We start from the raw sequence: 20,952 nt of genomic DNA on the forward strand, positions 1-20,952 counted from the left end.
GCGGTGTCTTCAGGACCTAAGGAACTCTTCGAGAGCCGAAGCGTTGGCCGGAACGAACGGGTTCAAGAACCGGACTCCTTCGAGTGCCCGGCCGTCCTGCAAATCCTCGCTCAGGAGGACATGGCAACCGGCGCGCTTGGCCACCGACCAGATCATGCCGTCCCAGAACTGAACTCCATGCTCACGATGCACACGCATGGCGTCGGTGACATCCGCGAAAACGGCTTCATGCACGGGAAAAACGCTGCTCCACACATCGACGTAACGTGAGGCCTGCTCTGGCGGAGCATGGTACTTTCTGACCACGACTGAATAGAACTCCGTCAGTGTCTGAAGCGGCAGCAACCCGCACCCGCTCGCACCAAGCCGGTCCAGAAGATCGACAGCCATCTGGTGCTTTATCGGGTCGCCGACACTGTCGACGGCATAGAGCAGGATGTTGGTGTCGATGCCAGCCAACATCATCGGGAATGCACGTCGTCGCGGTCGACTCCACCCCTGAAATCGAGCGGCAGCCCTTGCGCAAGCAGGTCCATCATACGTCGATGCGCCGTGCGGCGGTCATTATCCACGGACGCATCGGCCGGGGACAGGATGGCGACCGGCTTGCCATCCTTGGTGATGGTAATGCGAGCACCATCCTCGACCTCACGCAGCATTTTCGGGAAGTTGCGGCTCGCTTCCGCTGCGCTGACAAGACCGTCCGGCATGGGCAGCCCTCAATACGTGGTGTCCTGTACCAAGTATAGGACGCCCGGTCCGGAAAGGCCATGTTCCCTCCTCCGCATGGACGGAGGAGGGACGGGATTATCTCACCACGGCAGCGAGTCATGCGCCGCCAGGGCTGCGGCGGTGACGATGTCGTTGACCGAGGCGCCCATGCTGACGATCTGCGCCGGCTTGTCCAGGCCGATCAGCAGCGGGCCGATCATCTGGCCGCCGGCCATCTTGTTCAGCAGCTTGGCCGAAATGTTGGCGGAATGCAGGCCGGGCATGATCAGCACGTTGGCCGGACCGGACAGCCGCGAGAACGGGTAGACCCGCTTCATCAGCTGATAGTCCAGCGCCACGTCAGCCGACATCTCGCCGTCATACTCGAAATCCACCCGGCGGCTGTCGAGGATCGACAGGGCCTCACGCAACGGATCGGTGTTCGGGTGCGGCGTCTGGCCGAAGTTGGAGAAGGACAGCAGCGCGATCCGCGGCTCGTGCCCCATCTGCCGGGCCTTGGCCGCGGCCCCGATCGCGATGTCCGCCAGCGTCTTGCCGTCGGGACGGACATGGACGGTGGTGTCGGCGATGAAGACGGTGCGGTTGCGGGTGATGAACAGGTGCAGGCCGAACACCGGCTCGCTCGCCTTCGGGTCAATGACCCGGCGGAGTTCCTCGTACGCGACGCCGAAGCTGCGGGTCAGGCCGGTCACCATGGCGTGGGCATCGCCCTGAGCCACCATGCAGGCGGCGAAGACGTTGCGGTCCTGGTTCACCATCCGCTGGCAGTCGCGCAGCAGGGCGCCCTTGCGCTGCAGGCGGCGGTAGAGATGGTCGGCATAGCGGCGGTTGGCGTCCGACAGGCGGGCGTTGTGGATCTCGAACTGGACGTTGGGCTGGCCCATCGCCACCAGCTGTTCCCTGATCACCTCTTCGCGGCCGATCAGCACCGGCGTGCCGTAGCCATGGGCGCGGAAGGCCATGGCGGCGCGGATCGTCCGCTCCTCCTCGCCTTCGGCGAAGACGACGCGGCGCGGGTTGGTCCGCACCTTCTCCAGGATCAGTTCCAGGCTGTCAGCCGTCGGATCGAGGCGGGTGCGCAAGGAATGCTTGTAGCTGGTGAGGTCGAGGATCGGCTTGCGCGCCACGCCGCTTTCCATCGCCGCCTGGGCGACGGCGGCCGGCACGGTGACGATCAGGCGCGGGTCGAAGGGCACCGGGATGATGTAGTCCGGCCCATAGCGCAGCCGGCGCCCGGAATAGGCGGCGTCGACCTCGTCCGGCACGTCCTCGCGCGCCAGTGCCGCCAGCGCCTTGGCCGCGGCGACCTTCATCGCCTCGTTGATGGTGGTGGCGCGGACGTCAAGCGCGCCGCGGAACAGGTAGGGGAAGCCCAGGACGTTGTTGACCTGGTTCGGGTAATCGGAGCGGCCGGTCGCCACGATGGCGTCGTTGCGCACCGCCTTGACCTCCTCAGGCGTGATCTCCGGATCGGGGTTGGCGAGCGCGAAGATGATCGGCTTGGCCGCCATCGACTTCACCATCTCCGGTGTCATCGCGCCCTTGGCCGACAGGCCGACGAACACGTCGGAACCCGCCACCGCCTCTTCCAGCGTGCGCTTGTCGGTGTCGACGGCGAAGGACGATTTCCACTGGTTCATGCCGCTGGTGCGGCCGCGATAGACCACGCCCTTGGTGTCGCACAGGATGATGTTTTCACGTGAAACACCCATCGTGCAGAACAGCTCGGCGCAGGCGATGCCCGCCGCGCCAGCACCGTTCACCACCATCTTCACGTCTTCGATCTTGCGGCCGGTGATGTCGCAGGCGTTGATCAGGCCGGCGGCGGCGATGATCGCGGTGCCGTGCTGGTCGTCATGGAAGACCGGGATGTCCAGCAGTTCGCGCAGCCGCTCCTCGATGATGAAGCAGTCGGGCGCCTTGATGTCTTCCAGGTTGATGCCGCCGAAGCTGGGGCCGAGGAAGCGCACGCAGTTGACGAACTCGTCCACGTCGCGGGTGTCGACCTCCAGGTCGATGCCGTCGACGTCGGCGAAGCGCTTGAACAGCACGGCCTTGCCTTCCATCACCGGCTTGCCGGCGAGCGCGCCCAGGTCGCCCAGCCCCAGCACCGCCGTGCCGTTGGAGATGATGGCGACGATGTTGCCCTTGGCCGTGTAATCATAGGCGAGGGACGGATCCTCGGCGATGCGCAGGCAGGGGACCGCCACGCCGGGCGAATAGGCCAGCGCCAGATCGCGCTGGGTGGTCAGCGGCTTGGTGGGGGTGATTTCCAGCTTGCCGGGCCGGCCGCTGGAATGCAGCAGCAGGGCCTCTTCGTCGGTGACGCGCTTGGTGTCGGACATGGATGTCGTGTTCCTCAACGGAGTGTGCAGCCCGTCGGTCGTCGTTGATGCCTTTTTGTGCGGTGCGCTGCCGACGGTGGGGCAGCGATGGTATACGCCGAACGCGCAACTCGCCAAGCCTCGATCGGCGCCGTTTTGTACGAATCATGCATTTTCCTGCCGATTAACGACACATCCAGTTTGTTTGTCATCCCATCCAATTCGTCTCCGCCCGTTCCACGGCCGCGCCCGCGCGCCGCTGCCGACCGACAGGCGGGACGCCATGCTGGACTGGGACGGGCGGAGCCGTTAGCTTGCCGCCCCATTGCAACCGACCTTCGGAATGATGCCCATGCGCCCCTCCGGCCGCGCCTTCGACCAACTGCGCACCGTCTCCCTCGAACCCGGCTTCAGCCGCTATGCCGAGGGCTCCTGCATGGTGCGCTTCGGCAACACGCATGTGCTGTGCACGGCCAGCGTCGACGAAACGGTGCCGCGTTTCCTGAAGAACACCGGGCTCGGCTGGGTCACCGCGGAATACGGCATGCTGCCGCGCTCCACCCACAGCCGCACCGACCGCGAGGCGGCCAAGGGCAAGCAGTCCGGCCGCACCCAGGAAATCCAGCGCCTGATCGGCCGCGCGCTCCGCGCCGTCACCGACCGTTCGGCGATGGGCGAGAAGCAGATCAAGATCGACTGCGACGTCATCCAGGCCGATGGCGGCACCCGCACCGCCGCCATCACCGGCAGCTATGTCGCCCTGCATCTGGCCTTCCAGCACCTGATGCAGATCGGCGCGCTGAAGACCATGCCGCTGACCGATCAGGTCGCCGCCGTGTCCTGCGGCCTGTTCCAGGGCAACGCCGTGCTCGATCTCGATTACGACGAGGATTCCAAGGCGCAGGCCGATGCCAACTTCGTCCTGACCGGCAAGGCCGGCATCGTCGAAATCCAGGGCACCGCCGAAGAAACCCCCTTCTCCGAGCCGCAGTTCATGGAACTGCTGGCGCTCGCTCGCAAGGGCGTGAACGAGCTGGTGGCGTTGCAGAAGCAAGTCCTCGGCATCAAGTAAGGCCGTATCAGCCAGAGGTTCATCATCATGTCCGCTCCCCGCCGCTTTACCGGCGACACCCTCGTCATCGCCAGCCACAACAAGGGCAAGGTGCGCGAGATCGCCGACCTGCTCGGCCCCTATGTCGCCACCTTCACCTCGGCCGGGGAGCTGGGCCTGCCCGAACCGGAAGAGACCGGAACCACCTTCATCGCCAATGCGGAGCTGAAGGCGAAGGCTGCGGCGGCCGCCGGCCATGTCGCGCTCGCCGACGACAGTGGGCTGGTGGTGCCGGCGCTGAACGGCGATCCCGGCATCTATTCCGCCCGCTGGGCTGGGCCGGCCAAGGACTTCGCCATGGCGATGCAAAAGGTCGAGGATGGCCTTGCCGGCAAGACCGACCGCAGCGCCTATTTCGTCTGCGCGCTGTCGCTCGCCTGGCCGGACGGCCATGTCGAGACGGTGGAAGGCCGCTGCTACGGCACGCTGGTGTGGCCGCCACGCGGGCCGCACGGCTTCGGCTATGACCCGATGTTCCTGCCGGACGGGCATGGCCTGACCTTCGGCGAGATGGATCCGGCCAAGAAGCACGAGATGAGCCACCGCGCCGACGCCTTCCGCCAGCTGGTGGAGCGGTGTTTCCGGTGAGTGGTTTCGATCATGGGTATGATGGGCCTGGGTATGATGGGCCTGGATTTGCCGTCTACGTCCATTGGCCCTTCTGCAAGTCGAAGTGCCCGTACTGCGATTTCAACAGCCATGTCCGCGAGCGCGTCGACCATGACCGCTGGCGGGCCGGGCTGCTGCGCGAGCTGGACCATTATGCCGACCTGACCGCCGGGCGCACGGTCACCTCGATCTTCTTCGGCGGCGGCACCCCGTCGCTGATGGAACCGGCAACGGTCGGCGCCATCATCGACCGCATCGCCCAACGCTGGCCGGTCGCCGATCAGCTGGAGGTGACGCTGGAGGCCAACCCGACCTCCGTCGAGGCCGACAAGTTCCGCGCCTTCCGCACCGCCGGGATCAACCGCGTCTCTCTCGGCATTCAGGCGCTGGACGACGCCAGCCTGAAGTTCCTCGGCCGTCAGCACAACGCGGCTGAGGCCACCGGCGCCATCGAACTGGCGGCGCGGACCTTCGACCGCTTTTCCTTCGACCTGATCTATGCCCGTCCCGGCCAGACGGTGGCGGCTTGGCAGGCGGAACTGGCGCGGGCGCTGGATTACGCGGTCGGCCATCTCTCGGTCTATCAGCTGACGATCGAGGAGGGGACCGCCTTCTACCCGCTGCATGCCCGCGGCGATCTGGTGCTGCCCGACGAGAACCTGTCCGGCGATCTCTACGAGGCGACGCAGAGCCAGCTTTCTGCCGCAGGTTTGCCGGCCTACGAGATCTCCAATCACGCCCGTCCGGGCGAGGAAAGCCGCCACAACCTGACCTATTGGCGCTATGGCGATTATGTCGGCATCGGTCCCGGTGCCCATGGCCGGCTGACGCTGGATGGCGAGAAGTTTGCGACCCGCGCCCACCGCGCCCCGGAGATCTGGCTGGAGCGGGTCGAGCGCGACGGCCATGGTGCCGCCGCTCCCGACCCGATCAACCGCGATGCCCGTGGCACCGAGCTGCTGATGATGGGGCTGCGCCTCAGCGAGGGGGTGCGGCTTGCCCGGCTGGTGGAGGAAACCGGCCGAACGCTGGACGATTTCGTGGAGCCGGCGGCGTTGTCCCGCCTGATCGAAGGCGGCTTCCTGACCCGCGATGCGGATCGGCTCTCTGCGACATCGGAGGGGCTACAGCGACTGAACGCGGTCCTCGGCGCGATTTTGGCGTAAGATCCACCGGTTTGGAGCCGGGAAAGGGCAGGGGATGCGCATCAGTCTGATTGTGGCCGCTGCGATGAACGACGTGATCGGCCGCGATGGCCGATTGCCCTGGAGTCTTCCGGGCGATCTGCGTCGGTTCAAGCAGCTGACCATGGGCAAGCCGGTGCTGATGGGTCGCAAAACCTGGGAGTCTCTGCCGCTGCGCCCGCTTCCCGGCCGCGACAATCTCGTCGTCAGCCGTCGGACAGCGGTGGGCGAGCATGACGGTGCCCGCTGGTTCTCCGGGTTGGGAGCCGCCGTATCCTGGGCGCAGGAATCCGGTGCGGCGGAACTCTGTGTCATCGGCGGCGCCGCGCTGTTCCGCGAGACGTTGCCCATCGCCGATTGCCTGCATCTGACCCGCGTGGAGAGCGCAGTGAGCGGCGACACGCTGATGCCGCCCATCGGTGCGGAATGGGTCGAAGTCTGGTCGAGCGCGCCCATGGAAGAGAACGGGCTGTTCTACCGCTACATCGATCTGGAGAAGGTGCGGGGATAGGGGGCGAGCGCCCCCCTGAGGCCCTTTACTCCTCCCCACCCAGACGGTGCAGGACGTCGTCCAGCTGGTCGAGCGTCTGGTAGTGGATGGTGATCGTGCCGCGCTGCCCCTGGGGATTGATCGCGACCTTCAACCCGATGCGGGCGGAGATCTCCTCCTCCAGATTGATCAGGTCGACATCCTTCATCGCCGGGGCGGCACCGGGCCCGTCGTTCGCCGCCTTGCCCTTCTTCGCCTTGGGCTGGTCGCCGCGCATGAGGTCTTCGGTCTGGCGGACGTTCAGGCCGCGCGTGATCACCTCGCGGGCAACTGCGGTCGGATCCGGGGCGGTCAGCAAGGCACGGGCATGGCCGGCTGTCAGCGCACCGTCCTGCACCATCGACTTGACCGGATCGGGCAGGGCCAGCAGCCGCATCATGTTGGCGACATGGCTGCGGCTCTTGCCGACGGCGCGGGCCAGATCCTCCTGCGTGTGCTCGAACTCCTCCATCAGGCGGCGGTAACCCTCCGCCTCTTCCAGAGGAGTCAGATCCTGGCGCTGGATGTTCTCGATCAGCGCGATTTCCAGCGCCTCGCGGTCGCTGAGATCGCGGATGATGACCGGCACCTCGTGCAGGCCGGCGATCTGCGCGGCGCGCCAGCGGCGTTCGCCGGCGATCAGTTCGTAGGAGTTCGCGTCCTCCGCATCACGGCGGACAAGCAGCGGCTGAAGGATGCCTTTGTCGCGGATGGACTCGACAAGGCCGCTGATCGCCTCTTCGTCGAACTTCCGCCGCGGCTGATATTTACCGGGATGAACGAATTCGATCGGCACCTGTTTGGACTGCCGCACCTTGTCGAGGGCCGAATAATCATCGGTTGCCTCGCCGAACAGGGCGGAAAGGCCGCGGCCCAGGCTGGCGCGGCGGGCGCCACCTTGCTTGGTGTCGTCGATCATGCGGTCAGTCTCTTCTCACGGCGCAGCACTTCGCCCGCCAGATGGATGTAGGCCTGGGAACCGGGGCAGCGCATGTCGTAGATCAGCACCGGCTTGCCGTGCGACGGAGCCTCGGAGACCTTGACGTTGCGCGGGATCACGGTGTCGTACACCTTCTCCCCGAAGAAGCCACGAACGTCCGCCGCCACCATGTCCGACAGGTTGTTGCGCTTGTCGAACATGGTCAGCACGACGCCGTGGATGTCGAGATTCGGGTTGAAGGCGCGCTTCACCCGCTCGATGGTGCGGACCAGATGGCTGAGACCCTCCAGCGCGTAGAACTCGCACTGCAAGGGAACCATCACGGCATGCGAGGCGACCAGCGCGTTCAGCGTCAGCAGGCCGAGTGCCGGCGGGCAGTCGATCAGGACATAGTCGTATTCCAGCGCGCTGTTGGCGACCGCCTCGCGCAGGCGGAACTCGCGCCGCTCGGCGCCGACCAGTTCGATCTCCGCACCCGACAGATCGACCGAGGAGGTGATGATCGACAGGTTCGGCACGGAGGAAGGAGTGGCGGCATCCTCCAGCGACACGTCGTCGAACAGCACGTCATAGATGCCGATGCGGCGGTCGGAGCGCGGAATGCCGAGACCGGTGGACGCGTTGCCCTGCGGGTCGAGGTCGATCACCAGCACCCGCTTACCGATGACGGCGAGCGCAGTGGCAAGGTTGATCGTCGTCGTGGTCTTGCCCACGCCGCCCTTCTGGTTGGCAATCGCAACCACACGGGCAAGGGGACGGGTGACGGCAGACATGGCAGCCTCTCGGGAGTCCGGTTGGCGGAAAGAAGGCGGGGGAACAACTGTGTCAGGCACGGTCTTCACGCACGCTCAAGGTGACTCACACGCAGGATGGTTCCGCTCGGATCGGTGCGGCTGTCAAATCGCTCAGGATCCATTGTCCAATATTGCGTGGTGGCGGTCAATTCATCGTCCAGGGCCGCACCCTTGAGGAACAGACACTTGCCGCGCGATCCGATGAAGGGATGAGCCCAGCCGAAGAGGTCGGTCAGCGGCGCCAACGCTCGGGCTGTGACGACATCGGCCTCGATCCCGGTGACGGTCTCGATCCGCTTTGTGTGGACGGTGACCGATGCTTCGCAGACGCGGGCCACCTCGCGCAGGAAGGCGCATTTGCGCACGTCGCTCTCGATGAGATGCACCTGCGGCACGCCGAGTATGGCAAGCACCAGACCGGGGAAGCCGGCACCGCTGCCGAGATCGACCAGCACCCGTGTGCCCTCCGGCAGCAGCGGATGGAGCTGGGCGGAGTCGAGGAAGTGACGCTTCCACGCATCGGGCAGGGTGGAGGGACCGACCAGATTGATCTTCGGCTGCCACTTGCGCAGCAGCCCTTCATAGGCAATCAGGCGGTCGAGCGTTTCACGTGAAACACCGGTAACTTCCCGAAACGCGACGGCATCGAACCCACTCATTCCGCGGCCACTCCGGATGCAATCCCATCGCGACGTTTCACATGACGAAGCAGAGCGACCAGAGCCGCCGGTGTCATGCCGGGAATGCGGGCCGCCGCCCCCAATGTCGCGGGCCGCGACTGGCGCAGCTTCTGGCGAATTTCGGCGGACAGACTTCCGATCCCATCGACGTCGAGATCGGCAGGAAGGGCGAGAGACTCGTCCTTGCGGAAGGCGCGGATGTCGGCCTCCTGCCGGCCGAGATAGCCGGCGTATTTGCCGTCGATCTCCAGCTGCTCGGCGATCTCCGGAGCGATATCGCCAAGCTCCGGCCATAGGCGGGCGAGGGCGGCGAGGTCGATGTCAGGATAGCGCAGCAGGTCGGCGGCGCTGCGGCGCACACCATCCTGGTTGACCGCCACGCCTTGGCGGGTCAGTTCGGCCGGCGTCGCCTGCAGCGAAGCGACCAGAGCACGGCCAGCCGACAGCGCGGCGCTCTTGGCGGCGAAGACATCGCGACGCTCCGACCCGACACAACCGACGGCAACACCCTTGCCGGTCAGCCGCTGGTCGGCATTGTCGGCACGCAGCAACAGCCGGTATTCGGCACGCGAGGTGAACATGCGGTAGGGCTCGTTGGTGCCCCGGCCGATCAGGTCGTCGATCAGCACGCCGATGTAGGCGTCGGCACGGTCGAGCACAAAGCCATCGCGGTTACCGCTCGCCGACAGCGCGGCGTTGATGCCGGCCATCAGGCCCTGGGCCGCTGCCTCTTCATATCCGGTGGTGCCGTTGATCTGGCCGGCCAGGAAAAGGCGTGGCGCCCGGCGTGTCTCCAGCGTCGGCTTCAGCTCGCGCGGATCGACATAGTCGTATTCGATGGCGTAGCCGGGGCGGATCATCACCACCTTCTCCAGGCCGGGCATGCTGGCGAGGATGCCAAGCTGCACGTCGCGGGGCAAGGAGGTCGAGATGCCGTTCGGATAGACGGTCGGGTCGTCCAGCCCTTCCGGCTCGAGGAAGATCTGGTGCTTCTCCTTCTCGGCGAAGCGGACGACCTTGTCCTCGATCGACGGGCAATAGCGCGGACCGGTGCCGGTGATCTGGCCGGAATACATCGGGGCACGATGCAGGTTGGCGCGGATCAGCGCATGGGCCTCATGCGTCGTCCAGGTGATCGCGCAGTCGATCTGCGGCGTGTCGATCCGCTCCGTCATATAGGAGAAGGGCGGGGGCGGTGTATCGCCGGGCTGCTTCTCCAGCGCGTCCCAATCGATGGTGCGTCCATCGAGGCGCGGCGGCGTTCCGGTCTTCAGTCGGCCGAGCGGGAAGCCCAGTCGGGCCAGCGTGTCGGACAAGCCGATGGACGGCGCTTCGCCCACACGGCCGGCGGGGGTGCGTTCCTCGCCGATGTGGATCAGGCCGCGCAGGAAGGTCCCAGTGGTCAGCACCACCGCACCCGCGCGGATGGACTCGCCGGCGCCGGTGACGACACCGGTGATGCGCTGCCCAGAAATACTGGAATCCGCATCGACGATCAGGTCCTCGGCACCGCCGGCTTCGATGAACAGGTTCTCCTGTTCGGCCAGCAGCGACTGCATCGCCTGACGATAGAGCTTGCGGTCCGCCTGGGCGCGCGGGCCGCGAACGGCGGGACCCTTGCTGCGGTTCAGGATGCGGAACTGGATGCCGCCGCGGTCGATGGCCTTCGCCATCACGCCGTCCAGCGCATCGATCTCCCGCACCAGATGACCTTTGGCGAGTCCGCCGATGGCGGGGTTGCAGGACATCTCGCCGATGGTTTCGACCTTGTGGGTCAGCAGGAGCGTGCGCGCACCCATGCGCGCTGCCGCCGCAGCCGCCTCACAGCCGGCGTGACCGCCGCCGACAACGATGACATCAAAGCTTCGCATGTGCGGGACCATAGCGGAATGGTGGTGCGGATCCAAGAGGCGGGGCAGGGATATCGTGGGGTGGGGTGGTTGCGGGATGGTAGAGTGGTCGTCCGATGCCCCCACCTTAATCCTCCCCCGCTGGGCGGGGGAGGAGATTGGTGCTGATGCGGGAGAGTGGCGGCAGTCCCTCCCCTGCGTGAGCGGGGGAGGTTAGGTTGGGGGTCTAGCTCCGCAACGCGCCACACCCACTGTTTCACGTGAAACACGCCCTCACTTCCCAATGCAGAAATCCCGGAAGATCACGTCCAGCAGGTCCTCCACATCAACCCGCCCGGTGATGCGCCCCAACGCCCGGCTGGCGAGCCGCACATCCTCCGCCGCCAGTTCGGGCAACGGTGCCTCCAACGCCCGCAGCAGGGACTCCCGGCATTCGGTCAGCGCAGCGCGGTGGCGGGCCCTGGTGAGGGACGGCGCACCGCCGATGGCAAGGCGGTCGGCGCTGTACTCGGTCAGCTTTTCCTCCAGCGCCTTCAACCCTGACCCGGTGTGAGCGGAGACCGGGATCGGGGACAGATCCGGCCGCAGGTCACCGGCGGTCGCGAGGTCGGTCTTGTTGAACACCACCACCGTATCGAGGTCGATCAGGTCCAGGGTCGCCGGGTCGAGGTCGGGCAGGGTGGTAGCGTCGAACACCGCCACCTTCACGTCCGAGCGCGCCGCCCGGTCACGGGCGCGGCGGATGCCTTCCTCCTCCACTTCGTCGGCGGCGGCTTCGCGAAGCCCGGCGGTGTCGGCCAGCACGACCGGATAGCCACCGAGGTCGAGATGAACCTCGATGATGTCGCGGGTGGTGCCGGCGCGGGCGGACACGATGGCGGCGTCACGCCGGGCCAGCGCGTTCAGCAGGCTCGACTTACCGGCATTGGGCGCGCCGACGATGGCGATGTGCAGCCCTTCGCGCAGACGCTCACCACGGCCGCCGTCATTGAGATGGGCGGCGATCTCGTCGGCCAGCCCGGCGATCACCGGACGGACGGCATCGGCGACACCGCCCGGCAGATCATCCTCGGCGAAGTCGATGTCGGCCTCGATGTGGGCGAGCGAGCGCGTAAGCCGCTCCCGCCAGCCGTCATAAAGCCGGCCAAGCGCACCCTCCATCTGCCGCAATGCCTGGCGGCGTTGCGCGGTGGTCTCGGCGTCGATCAGGTCGGCGACCGCCTCGGCCTCCGTCAGGTCGAGCTTGCCGTTTTCGAAGGCGCGGCGGGTGAACTCGCCGGGCTCGGCGAGCCGCAAGCCGGGCAGGGTGGCGAGCGCCTCGATCACCCCGGTGACGACGGCACGGCCGCCATGCAGGTGCAGCTCCACCACATCCTCGCCGGTGAAGCTGGCGGGGGCGGTGAAGCGCAGGACCAGAGCGTCGTCGAGCGCATCACCGGTGCGTGGGTCCCGCAATTTGGTCAGCACGGCGCGGCGCGGCGCGGGAAGGGCGCGGCCGGTCAGCGCGGCGAGGGCGGATCCGGCTTCGGGTCCGGAAATGCGAACCACCGCCACACCGGATCGGCCGGGGGCGGTGGCGAGCGCAAAGATGGTGGTGAGCAAGTTGGTGGTGACCATTGATGGGTGGATCAGCCGCGCTGCTCGGGGCGCAGCTCCCGCTGCTCCGTGGTCAGCATCAGGCGCTCGACGCGGCGGCCTTCGACCAGATGGGTTTGCAGGATTTCGTCCACGTCGCCGGTGCTGTGATAGGTGTACCAAACGCCATCGGGATAGATCACCAGCGTCGGACCCAATTCGCACCGGTCGAGGCAGCCGGCCGAGTTGATCCGCACCTTGCCGTCGAAGCCGAGTTCACGGGCGCGGGCCTTCATATAGTCGCGCAGCTTCTCCGAGCCGTGGGCGGCGCAGGACCCACGCTTGTGCCCGTCGGGGCGGCGATTGGTGCAGCAAAAAACATGGGCTTCGAAATACGGCTTTTGCGCTTCAATAATTTGGTCGGTCACTTTCTTCCTTCCTGCCCCAAGGCAGACGCCATCTGGGACCAAAACATCTTCTGCATCTGCTCCATGCCCTGGATGCCGGCGGGAAGCCAGGTTTTCAGCATCGTCTCCGGGTCCATGGCCTGGAGGTTCGCACGCATCCGCTCCTGGATCTCGTGCATCATGGCATCCTGCATCGGCTTCACGTCGGGCAGGCCCAGGAAGTGCCGGGCCTCGTCCGGGGTGCAGTCGATGTCGACGGTGATTTTCATGGGACCCCCTCCAGACCGGGACCAAGAGCCGGATCCGGCACCGGTCCAGGCATTGGCCGTGTTGATTTTGGGGTTGAGCGCCGCGGCGGCTCATGCCCCACTATACAGATAGGATGCACTGGCGCAACGCCACCCCGGCGCCACCTATTGATTCACGACACACCAACAGATCGGACACCGCCATGCCCGCCACTCCGTTGGGCGCGAACCTGCTAGGCCGGGAGACGAGCCCCTATCTGCTGCAGCACAAGGACAACCCGGTGCATTGGATGCCCTGGGGACCGGAGGCGTTCGCCCGCGCGAAGGCGGAGAACAAGCCGGTGCTGCTGTCGGTCGGCTATGCCGCCTGCCACTGGTGCCACGTGATGGCGCACGAGAGCTTCGAGAATCCGGAGATCGCCGGGCTGATGAACGAGCTGTTCGTCAACATCAAGGTGGACCGGGAGGAGCGGCCGGATCTCGACACCATCTACCAGTCGGCGCTTGCGCTGCTGGGGCAGCAGGGCGGCTGGCCGCTGACCATGTTCCTGACGCCGGATGCGGAGCCCTTCTGGGGCGGCACCTATTTCCCGCCGGCCCCGCGCTATGGCCGCGCCGGCTTCCCCGACGTGCTGCGCGGCATCGCCGGCACCTACGCCCAGGAACCGGACAAGGTCGGCAAGAATGTCGACGCGCTGAAATCGGCGCTCGCGGGAATGGGAGAGAACCGGTCGGCCGGCGCCGTCGATGCCGGGGTGCTGGATCAGGTGGCTCAACGGCTGCTGCGGGAGGTCGATCCAATTCATGGCGGTATCGGCACGGCGCCGAAGTTCCCGCAGGTGCCGCTGTTCGAGCTGCTGTGGCGGGCTTGGCAGCGTACCGGGCGCGAACCGTTCCGCGAGGCGGTGACCCACACGCTGGCCAACATGGCGCAGGGCGGCATCTACGACCATCTCGGCGGCGGCTTCGCCCGCTATTCGGTCGACGAACGCTGGCTGGTGCCGCATTTCGAAAAGATGCTCTACGACAACGCGGAGCTGCTCGACCTGATGACGCTGGTCTGGCAGGAGACGCGCGACCCGTTGCTGGAGACCCGCATTCGCGAGACGGTCGGCTGGCTCCTGCGCGAGATGATCGCCGACGGCGGCGGCTTCGCCGCAACGCTGGACGCCGACAGCGAAGGCGAGGAGGGACTCTTCTATATATGGAACGAGGAGGAGGTCGACCGGCTGCTGGCTCCCGCCCTGGGCGCCGACGGGCTGGCGACGTTTAAGCGCGTTTACGAGGTGCTGCCCCAGGGCAATTGGGAAGGCGTCACCATCCTGAACCGGCTGGGCGGCCTGTCGCTGGCCGACGACGCCACCGAGGCGACGCTCGCGAAGGGCCGCGAGATTCTGCTGCGGGCGCGGGCCAAGCGGGTGCGGCCGGGCTGGGACGACAAGGTGCTGGCCGACTGGAACGGCCTGATGATCGCGGCGCTGACCCATGCCGCCCTGGCGCTGGACGAGCCGGAGTGGCTGGACGCCGCCGGTCGCGCCTTCGCCTTCGTCCGCGACCGGATGGACACGAACGGGCGGCTCTGCCACAGCTGGCGTCACGGGCAGGGCAAGCATGCGGGCATGCTCGACGACTATGCCCACATGGCGCGCGCCGCACTGGCGCTGCACGAGGCGACCGGGGATCCGGCGGCGCTCGATCGGGCCAAGCTTTGGGTGGCGACGCTCGACGCCCATTTCTGGGATGGCGCCAACGGTGGTTATTTCTTCACCGCCGACGATGCGGAAGGGCTGATCGTCCGCACCAAGACCGCCTACGACAACGCCACGCCCAGCGGCAACGGCACCATGCTGGCGGTGCTGACAACGCTGTTCCAGCGCACCGGCGAGGATGCCTATCGCCAGCGGGCGGATGCGCTCGCCGCCGCCTTCTCCGGCGAGTTGACCCGCAACTTCTTCCCCCTGACCACCTTCCTGAACTCCGTGGAACTGATGACGGCGCCGCTGCAGATCGTCGTCGTCGGCCCGCCCAAAGCGGCGGAGACGGAGGCGCTGCGCCGCACCGTGCTCGGCCATTCGCTGCCCAACCGCATCCTGACCGTGCTCGCACCGGGGGCGGATCTGCCCGCCAATCATCCGGCACAGGGGAAGGGGATGCGCGACGGGGCGGCCACCGCCTATGTCTGCCGCGGCATGACCTGTTCGGCTCCGGTGACGGCGCCGGCGGATCTGGCCGCTCTTCTGTCAAACAAGACCTGAACTTTGCGGGAGGAAACCATGGCGCGTCTTTCCATCGACAGCCCGCTGGGGCCCCTGATGCTGACCGGGGACGGATCCGCCCTGACCTCGGTCGGCTGGGGCCGCTTCGACCATGACGAGGCCGATGCGGTGCTGATCGAGACGGCGCGCCAGCTGGAGGCTTATTTCGCCGGCCGGCTCCAGCGCTTCGACCTGCCGCTGAAGCCGGCAGGCACCCCGTTCCGGCGAAGCGTCTGGGATGCCATGCTGGCGATCCCCTATGGCGGCACCGCGACCTACGGCGGTATGGCGAAGATGCTGGGCAGCGCGCCGCGCGCGGTCGGCGGGGCCTGCGGGGCCAACCCGATCCCGATCATCATTCCCTGCCACCGGGTGCTTGCCAGCGGCGGAGCGCCCGGCGGCTATTCCGGCCATGGCGGGCTTGATACCAAGTCGTGGCTGCTGGCGCTGGAACGCCGCCATGCCGGCCCAGAAAATTCCAGCAGGGGGCAGGGCAATGGCGCAGCGGCGGAGCAGTTCGCGCTGCTGTAAGGCTCACCCGAAATCCAACGATCAACGATAAGGGAAACCAAACCACCATGGTTCACGCGATCCGCATCCACGAGCACGGCGGGCCGGAAGTTCTGCGCTGGGACGAGATCGAGGTGGGAAAGCCCGGTCCCGGTCAGGTGCGCATCCGCCAGACCGCGGTCGGGCTGAACTACATCGACACCTATCACCGTTCCGGCGCCTACAAGCTGGCGGATCTGCCGGCGGTGATCGGCATGGCCGGCACCGGCGTGGTCGAGGCGTTGGGGCCGGACGTCACCACGCTGAAGGTCGGCGACCGCGTCGGCTACGCCATGTCCATCGGCGCCTATGCCGAGAGCCGCCTGATCGCCGCCGACCGGCTGGTGCCGCTGCCGAGCTGGCTCGACGATCAGGCGACCGCCGCCACGCTGCTGCAGGGACTGACCGCACAGTATCTGCTGCGCAGCACCTATGTGGTGCAGCCCGGCGACACCATCCTGGTACAGGCCGCGGCCGGCGGGGTGGGGCTTCTGCTGTGTTCCTGGGCGCGGCATCTCGGCGCCACGGTGATCGGCACCGTCGGGTCGGCGGAGAAGGCCGAACTGGCGAAGGCCCATGGCTGCCACCACACCATCGACTACACCCGCGAGAACTTCGTCACCCGGGTAAAGGACCTGACGGACGGGCAGGGCGTGCCCGTCGTCTATGACGGCGTCGGCAAGACGACCTTCCTGGACGGGCTGGACTGCCTGCGGCCACGCGGGCTGATGGTGCTGTTCGGTGCGGCGTCGGGTGCGCCGGCACCGTTGGACCTGGGGCTGCTGGCGGCGAAGGGGTCGCTGTATGTGACGCGGCCGACGCTGGCGACCTACACCGCCAAGCGGGAAGACCTGATGGCTTCGGCCGCGGATCTGTTCGACGCGGTGAAGAATGGCGGCGTGACGTTCACGGTGAACCAGCGCTTCGCCCTGAAGGACACGGCGGAAGCGCATCGGGCGCTGGAAGCGCGGGCGACGACGGGGTCGACGGTGCTGGTGCCGTAAGGTTTCGGCTGACGATTGCCCCCACCTTGATCCTCCCCCGCTGGGCGGGGGAGGAAATTGGACTTTTGTCGGCGTCCAGTCTTGTCAACGCTTTAGCAGCAGTCCCTCCCCCGCCCAGCGGGGGAGGTTAGGTGGGGGTCTAACCTTGCACCCTCACTCCACCGCCCAGAGCGGGTTCTTCATCTTCTTCAGCATCTCGGCATGGGCCGCGGCTTCCTCGTCGCTGACGGCGAAGACGCGGGCTTCGCGGAAGGGGCGGTCGATGCGGACCGGGCCGGCAGATCCGCCCTTCGATGCCGGACCGCCGGCAAAGGACAGGCCGGTCTGCCGTCCACCCAGCAGCTCCAGATAGACCTCGGCCAGCAGTTGGGCGTCCAGCAGCGCGCCGTGCAGGGTGCGGTTGGAGTTGTCGACGCCGAAGCGCTTGCACAGCGCATCCAGGGTGGCGGGCGAACCGGGGAACTTCTGCCGGGCCATCAGCAGCGTGTCGATGGCACGGTCCTTCGGCATCACCGGATAGCCGGCGATCTTCAGCTCCCAGTTCAGGAAGTGCATGTCGAAGGCGGCGTTGTGGATCACCAGCGGTGAATCGCCGATGAAGGCGACGAAGTCGGCGGCGACGTCGTTGAACAGCGGCTTGTCGGCCAGGAATTCGGTGCTCAGCCCATGGACGGCGAAGGCCTCCGGCGGCATGTCGCGTTCGGGGTTGAGGTAGACGTGGAAACGTTCGCCGGTGGCCAAGTGGTTGACCAGCTCGATGCAGCCGATCTCGACCAGCCGATGGCCTTCCTCCGGCTTGAAGCCCGTGGTTTCGGTGTCGAGAACGATTTCACGCATGATGGATTTGCCCCGGTTGATAGCCGCGCGGCGGCCAATGCCTGCCCGGCCGCCGCATCACGTTCCGCACAATGCCTTGAAGTGCACGCCGCGTCACCAACCGACCGGCGCCGGTCGGCACGACATAGTCGGCACGGCGGCGCTTCTCCGCATCCGGCATCTGACGGGCGAGGATGCCGGCGAACTTCTCCGCCGTCATGCCCGGCCGGGCGAGCACGCGGGCGCGCTGGATGGCGAAGGGGGCGGAGACGACGACGGTCGCATCGACCCGCCGCTCGCCATGGGTCTCGAACAGCAGCGGGATGTCCAGTACGGCGATCTTCGCACCGCGGCGTGCCGCACGGGCGAGGAAGCCGCGCTGCGCCGCCTGGACCATCGGGTGCAGGATCGCCTCCAGCCGCTTCAGCGCATCCGGATCACGGAACACTGCAGCGCCCAGCGCGGGCCGGCTGACCGCCCCATCGATCACCACACCGGGGAAGGCGGCATCGATGACCGGCACCGCCCGGCCGCCGCGGCCGAGCAGCCCATGCACCACCGCATCGGAATCGCAGACCGGAGCGCCCATCGCCTGCAGCATGCGGGCGGCGGTGCTCTTGCCCATGCCGATGGAACCGGTCAGGCCCAGCACGATCATGGCCCGGCCCTCAACCTTCCAGCACGAAGCGGGTCAGTTCCGCCGTCACCTGCGGCTCGACGCCGAACCAGGCCTTGAAGCCGGGGCGCGCCTGATGCAGCAGCATGCCGACACCGCCGGCCACCGGATTGCCGCGCGCCCTGGCCTCGGCCAGCAGCGGGGTTTCCAGCGGCACATAGACGATGTCGTTGACGACCGCCGGGACGGGCAGGGCGCGCAAAGGCAGGTCCAGCGCCGGCTGTCCCGCCATGCCCTGGGTGGTGGTGTTGACCAGCAGCGCGGCACCGTCGAGAGCCGTTTCACGTGAAACCCAATCGACCACCGTCACGCCGCCGGCAAGCCCCACCGCGGCCAGATCCGCCGCCAGATCCTCGGCACGGGCACGGGTGCGGTTGACCAGGCGAACCTCCGGCGCGCCGGCATCGAGCAGGGCGACCACCACCGCACGGGCGGCACCGCCGGCGCCGATCACGACCGCAGGACCGCGTTCCGCCGTCCAACCCGGCTGCTCCGCGCGCAGATTCTCGATGAAGCCGAAGCCATCGGTGTTGCCGCCCTCCAGCGCGCCGTCGTCACCCACCACGATGGTGTTGACCGCGCCCATGCGCCGGGCGGTCTCGTCCAGACGGTCGACGGTGCGATAGGCGATTTCCTTCAGCGGGACGGTGACGTTGCAGCCGCGCAGGCCCAGAGCGGGCAGGGCGCGGATCGCCTGCTCGGCCCGCTCAGGCGCCACCGCCAGCGGCACATAGGCGCCGTCGATCCCATACTGCCGCAGCCAGAATCCATGCAGCCGGGGGGACCGCGAATGACCGATCGGCCAGCCCATCACGCCGGCGACCTTTGCCTTGCCGCTGATTGAATCGACCGCCGTCATTCCTTGCCAACCCCATGCACGCGCAGAAACCCGAGCAGCGGCAGAAGCGGCAGCCCGAGGATGGTGAAGAAGTCGCCTTCGACCCGCTGGAACAGCTGCGCCCCCAACCCTTCCAGCTGGTAAGCACCAACGGAATGCAGCACGTCGTCGCCGACCCGGTCCAGATAGTCGTCGAGGAAGGATTCGGAGAAGTTGCGCATGGTCAGGCGGGCGCTGTCGATCTTGTGCCACATCCGCTCGCCGTCGCGCACCACAACCGCACAGCTGACCAGCCGGTGGGTCCTGCCGCGCAGGTCCAGAAGCTGGGCGCGCGCCGCGGCGCGGTCGGCCGGCTTGTCGAACCAGCGCCCTTCGCATTCCAGCATCTGGTCGGCGCCGACCACCAGAGCGCCGGGATGGCGACGGGTGATGCGCTGGGCCTTCAGCTCGGCCAGGGCCTCGGCGACGGCATCGGCCGGCACGCCCTCCGCCCGGCCGGCGGCCTTCACCTCGTCCTCGTCGACCAGCGGCTTGTCGAGGATGGCGCTGACGCCGGCCTGCTCCAGCATCGCCGCCCGCGTGCGCGAGCCGGACGCAAGCACCAGCAGGGGCGCGCTCACGTCTTCTTTCCTTCGGGACTGAAATTGGCGCTCTGGCGCCGGGCCAGCAGCATCATGATCTCGGCGGCAGTCTCCTCGATGGAGCGGCGGGAGACGTCGATCACCGGCCAGCCGCGCCGGCTGAACAAGCGCCGCGCCTCCTGCACCTCGGAGCGCACCAACTCCGGATCGGCATAGCTGGAGCCCTCGCCCTGGTTGAGCAGCTTCAGCCGGTTGCGGCGAATCTGAACCAGCCGGTCAGGGTCCTTGGTCAGCCCGACGATCAGCGGCCGGGTCAGCAGATCGACCTCGGCAGGCAGCGGGCTGCCGGGCACCAGCGGGATGTTGGCCGCCTTGATGCCTCGATTGGCCAGATAGATGCAGGTCGGTGTCTTGGAGCTGCGCGACACGCCGATCAGCACCACGTCGGCCTCGTGCAGGTCCCAGTTCGACTGGCCGTCGTCATGCGACAGGGCAAAATCGACGGCATCGATCCGGCTGAAATATTCGGCGTCCAGGACATGCTGGCGTCCGGGCTGGCGCTGCGATTCCACGCCCAGGAAGGCGGCGAGGGCGTTGATCAACGGATCGAGCACGGGGATGCAGGGCACCTGCATCTCGCGGCAGAAATCCTGCAGGCGGCGGCGCAGCGTCTCGTCGACCAGCGTGAACATCACCAGCCCGTGATTGTCCCGGATCCCCTCCAGGACAAGGTCGAGCTGGCGGTCGGTCCGCACCAGATTCCAGAAATGCTCGATTGGTCGAACGTCGTCGAACTGGATGACGCAGGCGCGCGCCACGCTGTTGATGGTCTCGCCCGTCGCATCGGACACGAGATGTAGGTGGAACTCTTTCATCCGTCCCCAACATTCTGTGGAGAACCCGGCCCAGATCTGTGGACAACCGGATCCGCCTGCGTTTCATCCCGACCGGGGGACTCCTCCTCCCCGATACGGCCAAGGGGAGGACAACTCCGCCGACCGCTTCGGAAGCTGGGAAGATCCGGCCCCGCCCGCGCTGTTATCCACGGGACTCCCGTTCGTCCAGCTATAGCATTTCAGCCGTTTCCCGGGGTAGTGCTCCGAATCGTCCACAGATCCGCGCACATGCCCGCACAAGCCCCCGGATCTGTGGATAGATTCATGTGCCTCGGGGATCACCGTTATCCACAGCCATCCACCTCATCCTCTTCCTTTCTCCCTTTAAAAAATATAGTGAAGAAGAGGGGATAA

At 66.9% G+C, this 20,952-nt stretch carries 22 protein-coding genes; 7 read left to right on the top strand and 15 right to left on the bottom strand.

From position 1 onward, the window contains the following. Positions 1-9 precede the first annotated feature (9 nt). From ACWPKK_RS12505 to ACWPKK_RS12515, 3 genes are all read right to left on the bottom strand, one after another. Positions 10-465: a PIN domain-containing protein gene (locus tag ACWPKK_RS12505; protein ID WP_452004342.1), complete on the bottom strand. Its 456-nt coding sequence runs from the start codon at positions 463-465 to the stop codon at positions 10-12. Then, entirely contained in the window at positions 462-710 is a 249-nt protein-coding gene (locus ACWPKK_RS12510; RefSeq protein ID WP_452004344.1) for a type II toxin-antitoxin system Phd/YefM family antitoxin, read from the bottom strand. The genes ACWPKK_RS12505 and ACWPKK_RS12510 overlap by 4 nt, the downstream gene beginning before the upstream one ends. Before the next feature lie 102 nt (positions 711-812). Next, the gene (locus ACWPKK_RS12515) at positions 813-3,077 is read right to left on the bottom strand and encodes an NADP-dependent malic enzyme (RefSeq protein WP_452004347.1); all 2,265 of its coding nucleotides are present in this window, start codon (positions 3,075-3,077) and stop codon (positions 813-815) included. A 331-nt stretch (positions 3,078-3,408) separates the two neighbouring features. Here ACWPKK_RS12515 and rph point away from each other — a divergent pair, with 331 nt between their 5' ends. The 4 genes from rph to ACWPKK_RS12535 are packed head-to-tail and all read left to right on the top strand — an operon-like array spanning position 3,409 to position 6,471. Beyond that, the gene (rph, locus tag ACWPKK_RS12520; protein WP_085086951.1) at positions 3,409-4,128 is read left to right on the top strand and encodes a ribonuclease PH; all 720 of its coding nucleotides are present in this window, start codon (positions 3,409-3,411) and stop codon (positions 4,126-4,128) included. Between the two features lie 27 nt (positions 4,129-4,155). Next, a complete protein-coding gene (rdgB, locus tag ACWPKK_RS12525; protein ID WP_452004350.1) occupies positions 4,156-4,755 on the top strand; it encodes an RdgB/HAM1 family non-canonical purine NTP pyrophosphatase in 600 nt (199 codons plus the stop codon). After that, complete coding sequence (gene hemW / locus ACWPKK_RS12530; RefSeq protein ID WP_452004353.1) at positions 4,743-5,942, top strand: radical SAM family heme chaperone HemW; 1,200 nt, start codon at positions 4,743-4,745, stop codon at positions 5,940-5,942. Before rdgB ends, hemW begins: the two co-directional genes overlap by 13 nt. Positions 5,943-5,976: 34 nt before the next feature. Next, entirely contained in the window at positions 5,977-6,471 is a 495-nt protein-coding gene (locus tag ACWPKK_RS12535; RefSeq protein WP_452004355.1) for a dihydrofolate reductase, read from the top strand. 25 nt (positions 6,472-6,496) lie between these two features. Here the strand turns inward: ACWPKK_RS12535 and ACWPKK_RS12540 are convergent, their stop codons facing one another. The 7 genes from ACWPKK_RS12540 to ACWPKK_RS12570 all read right to left on the bottom strand — a co-directional run bounded on the left by ACWPKK_RS12540 (position 6,497) and on the right by ACWPKK_RS12570 (position 13,004). Beyond that, positions 6,497-7,408, bottom strand: a complete 912-nt coding sequence (locus ACWPKK_RS12540; RefSeq protein ID WP_452004358.1) for a ParB/RepB/Spo0J family partition protein — start codon at positions 7,406-7,408, stop codon at positions 6,497-6,499. Further along, entirely contained in the window at positions 7,405-8,202 is a 798-nt protein-coding gene (locus ACWPKK_RS12545; RefSeq protein WP_111067462.1) for a ParA family protein, read from the bottom strand. The genes ACWPKK_RS12540 and ACWPKK_RS12545 overlap by 4 nt, the downstream gene beginning before the upstream one ends. A gap of 65 nt (positions 8,203-8,267) precedes the next feature. Beyond that, positions 8,268-8,882: a 16S rRNA (guanine(527)-N(7))-methyltransferase RsmG gene (gene rsmG / locus ACWPKK_RS12550; RefSeq protein WP_452004362.1), complete on the bottom strand. Its 615-nt coding sequence runs from the start codon at positions 8,880-8,882 to the stop codon at positions 8,268-8,270. Then, on the bottom strand, positions 8,879-10,774 hold the full coding sequence (mnmG, locus tag ACWPKK_RS12555) for a tRNA uridine-5-carboxymethylaminomethyl(34) synthesis enzyme MnmG (RefSeq protein ID WP_452004364.1): 1,896 nt from the start codon (positions 10,772-10,774) through the stop codon (positions 8,879-8,881). The genes rsmG and mnmG overlap by 4 nt, the downstream gene beginning before the upstream one ends. A 252-nt stretch (positions 10,775-11,026) precedes the next feature. Next, a complete protein-coding gene (gene mnmE, locus ACWPKK_RS12560) occupies positions 11,027-12,370 on the bottom strand; it encodes a tRNA uridine-5-carboxymethylaminomethyl(34) synthesis GTPase MnmE (RefSeq protein ID WP_452004366.1) in 1,344 nt (447 codons plus the stop codon). Positions 12,371-12,381: 11 nt separating this feature from the next. Continuing rightward, positions 12,382-12,756, bottom strand: coding sequence for a (2Fe-2S) ferredoxin domain-containing protein (locus ACWPKK_RS12565; RefSeq protein ID WP_452004368.1), 375 nt, complete (start codon positions 12,754-12,756; stop codon positions 12,382-12,384). Next, positions 12,753-13,004, bottom strand: a complete 252-nt coding sequence (locus ACWPKK_RS12570; protein WP_014249167.1) for a DUF6489 family protein — start codon at positions 13,002-13,004, stop codon at positions 12,753-12,755. Before ACWPKK_RS12570 ends, ACWPKK_RS12565 begins: the two co-directional genes overlap by 4 nt. Before the next feature lie 182 nt (positions 13,005-13,186). On the opposite strand from ACWPKK_RS12570, the gene ACWPKK_RS12575 reads away from it, so the two are divergent. Genes ACWPKK_RS12575 through ACWPKK_RS12585 form a run of 3 tightly spaced genes read left to right on the top strand, consistent with a single transcriptional unit; the run spans position 13,187 to position 16,791 of the window. Continuing rightward, positions 13,187-15,238, top strand: coding sequence for a thioredoxin domain-containing protein (locus tag ACWPKK_RS12575; protein ID WP_452004370.1), 2,052 nt, complete (start codon positions 13,187-13,189; stop codon positions 15,236-15,238). Between the two features lie 18 nt (positions 15,239-15,256). Next, positions 15,257-15,769: a methylated-DNA--[protein]-cysteine S-methyltransferase gene (locus ACWPKK_RS12580; RefSeq protein ID WP_452004373.1), complete on the top strand. Its 513-nt coding sequence runs from the start codon at positions 15,257-15,259 to the stop codon at positions 15,767-15,769. 47 nt (positions 15,770-15,816) lie between these two features. Continuing rightward, positions 15,817-16,791, top strand: coding sequence for a quinone oxidoreductase family protein (locus ACWPKK_RS12585; RefSeq protein ID WP_452004375.1), 975 nt, complete (start codon positions 15,817-15,819; stop codon positions 16,789-16,791). 153 nt (positions 16,792-16,944) lie between these two features. Here ACWPKK_RS12585 and dnaQ read toward each other — a convergent pair whose 3' ends face one another. Genes dnaQ through ACWPKK_RS12610 form a run of 5 tightly spaced genes read right to left on the bottom strand, consistent with a single transcriptional unit; the run spans position 16,945 to position 20,577 of the window. Beyond that, positions 16,945-17,628 carry a DNA polymerase III subunit epsilon gene (dnaQ, locus tag ACWPKK_RS12590; RefSeq protein WP_149223746.1) on the bottom strand — a complete coding sequence of 228 codons (684 nt, stop codon included), beginning with the start codon at positions 17,626-17,628 and terminating at the stop codon, positions 16,945-16,947. After that, a complete protein-coding gene (coaE, locus tag ACWPKK_RS12595; protein ID WP_452004377.1) occupies positions 17,621-18,265 on the bottom strand; it encodes a dephospho-CoA kinase in 645 nt (214 codons plus the stop codon). Before coaE ends, dnaQ begins: the two co-directional genes overlap by 8 nt. Before the next feature lie 10 nt (positions 18,266-18,275). Further along, positions 18,276-19,142, bottom strand: coding sequence for a shikimate dehydrogenase (locus ACWPKK_RS12600; RefSeq protein ID WP_452004379.1), 867 nt, complete (start codon positions 19,140-19,142; stop codon positions 18,276-18,278). Continuing rightward, the gene (locus ACWPKK_RS12605; protein ID WP_324867697.1) at positions 19,139-19,741 is read right to left on the bottom strand and encodes a Maf family protein; all 603 of its coding nucleotides are present in this window, start codon (positions 19,739-19,741) and stop codon (positions 19,139-19,141) included. Before ACWPKK_RS12605 ends, ACWPKK_RS12600 begins: the two co-directional genes overlap by 4 nt. Beyond that, complete coding sequence (locus ACWPKK_RS12610) at positions 19,738-20,577, bottom strand: pyruvate, water dikinase regulatory protein (RefSeq protein WP_098740894.1); 840 nt, start codon at positions 20,575-20,577, stop codon at positions 19,738-19,740. Before ACWPKK_RS12610 ends, ACWPKK_RS12605 begins: the two co-directional genes overlap by 4 nt. Positions 20,578-20,952: the final 375 nt, after the last annotated feature.

Source organism: Azospirillum largimobile (assembly GCF_977007025.2).

Excerpts from the sequence above, each read along its gene's own strand:
- rdgB (WP_452004350.1), top strand. The coding sequence starts at position 4,156 with ATGTCCGCTCCCCGCCGCTTTACCGGCGACACCCTCGTCATCGCCAGC.
- mnmE (WP_452004366.1), bottom strand. The coding sequence starts at position 12,370 with ATGGTCACCACCAACTTGCTCACCACCATCTTTGCGCTCGCCACCGCC.
- ACWPKK_RS12540 (WP_452004358.1), bottom strand. The coding sequence starts at position 7,408 with ATGATCGACGACACCAAGCAAGGTGGCGCCCGCCGCGCCAGCCTGGGC.
- ACWPKK_RS12510 (WP_452004344.1), bottom strand. The coding sequence starts at position 710 with ATGCCGGACGGTCTTGTCAGCGCAGCGGAAGCGAGCCGCAACTTCCCG.
- coaE (WP_452004377.1), bottom strand. The coding sequence starts at position 18,265 with ATGATCGTGCTGGGCCTGACCGGTTCCATCGGCATGGGCAAGAGCACC.
- ACWPKK_RS12585 (WP_452004375.1), top strand. The coding sequence starts at position 15,817 with ATGGTTCACGCGATCCGCATCCACGAGCACGGCGGGCCGGAAGTTCTG.
- ACWPKK_RS12545 (WP_111067462.1), bottom strand. The coding sequence starts at position 8,202 with ATGTCTGCCGTCACCCGTCCCCTTGCCCGTGTGGTTGCGATTGCCAAC.
- ACWPKK_RS12515 (WP_452004347.1), bottom strand. The coding sequence starts at position 3,077 with ATGTCCGACACCAAGCGCGTCACCGACGAAGAGGCCCTGCTGCTGCAT.
- ACWPKK_RS12505 (WP_452004342.1), bottom strand. The coding sequence starts at position 465 with ATGATGTTGGCTGGCATCGACACCAACATCCTGCTCTATGCCGTCGAC.
- ACWPKK_RS12610 (WP_098740894.1), bottom strand. The coding sequence starts at position 20,577 with ATGAAAGAGTTCCACCTACATCTCGTGTCCGATGCGACGGGCGAGACC.
- rsmG (WP_452004362.1), bottom strand. The coding sequence starts at position 8,882 with ATGAGTGGGTTCGATGCCGTCGCGTTTCGGGAAGTTACCGGTGTTTCA.
- rph (WP_085086951.1), top strand. The coding sequence starts at position 3,409 with ATGCGCCCCTCCGGCCGCGCCTTCGACCAACTGCGCACCGTCTCCCTC.
- ACWPKK_RS12535 (WP_452004355.1), top strand. The coding sequence starts at position 5,977 with ATGCGCATCAGTCTGATTGTGGCCGCTGCGATGAACGACGTGATCGGC.
- ACWPKK_RS12575 (WP_452004370.1), top strand. The coding sequence starts at position 13,187 with ATGCCCGCCACTCCGTTGGGCGCGAACCTGCTAGGCCGGGAGACGAGC.
- mnmG (WP_452004364.1), bottom strand. The coding sequence starts at position 10,774 with ATGCGAAGCTTTGATGTCATCGTTGTCGGCGGCGGTCACGCCGGCTGT.
- ACWPKK_RS12570 (WP_014249167.1), bottom strand. The coding sequence starts at position 13,004 with ATGAAAATCACCGTCGACATCGACTGCACCCCGGACGAGGCCCGGCAC.
- dnaQ (WP_149223746.1), bottom strand. The coding sequence starts at position 17,628 with ATGCGTGAAATCGTTCTCGACACCGAAACCACGGGCTTCAAGCCGGAG.
- ACWPKK_RS12580 (WP_452004373.1), top strand. The coding sequence starts at position 15,257 with ATGGCGCGTCTTTCCATCGACAGCCCGCTGGGGCCCCTGATGCTGACC.
- ACWPKK_RS12600 (WP_452004379.1), bottom strand. The coding sequence starts at position 19,142 with ATGACGGCGGTCGATTCAATCAGCGGCAAGGCAAAGGTCGCCGGCGTG.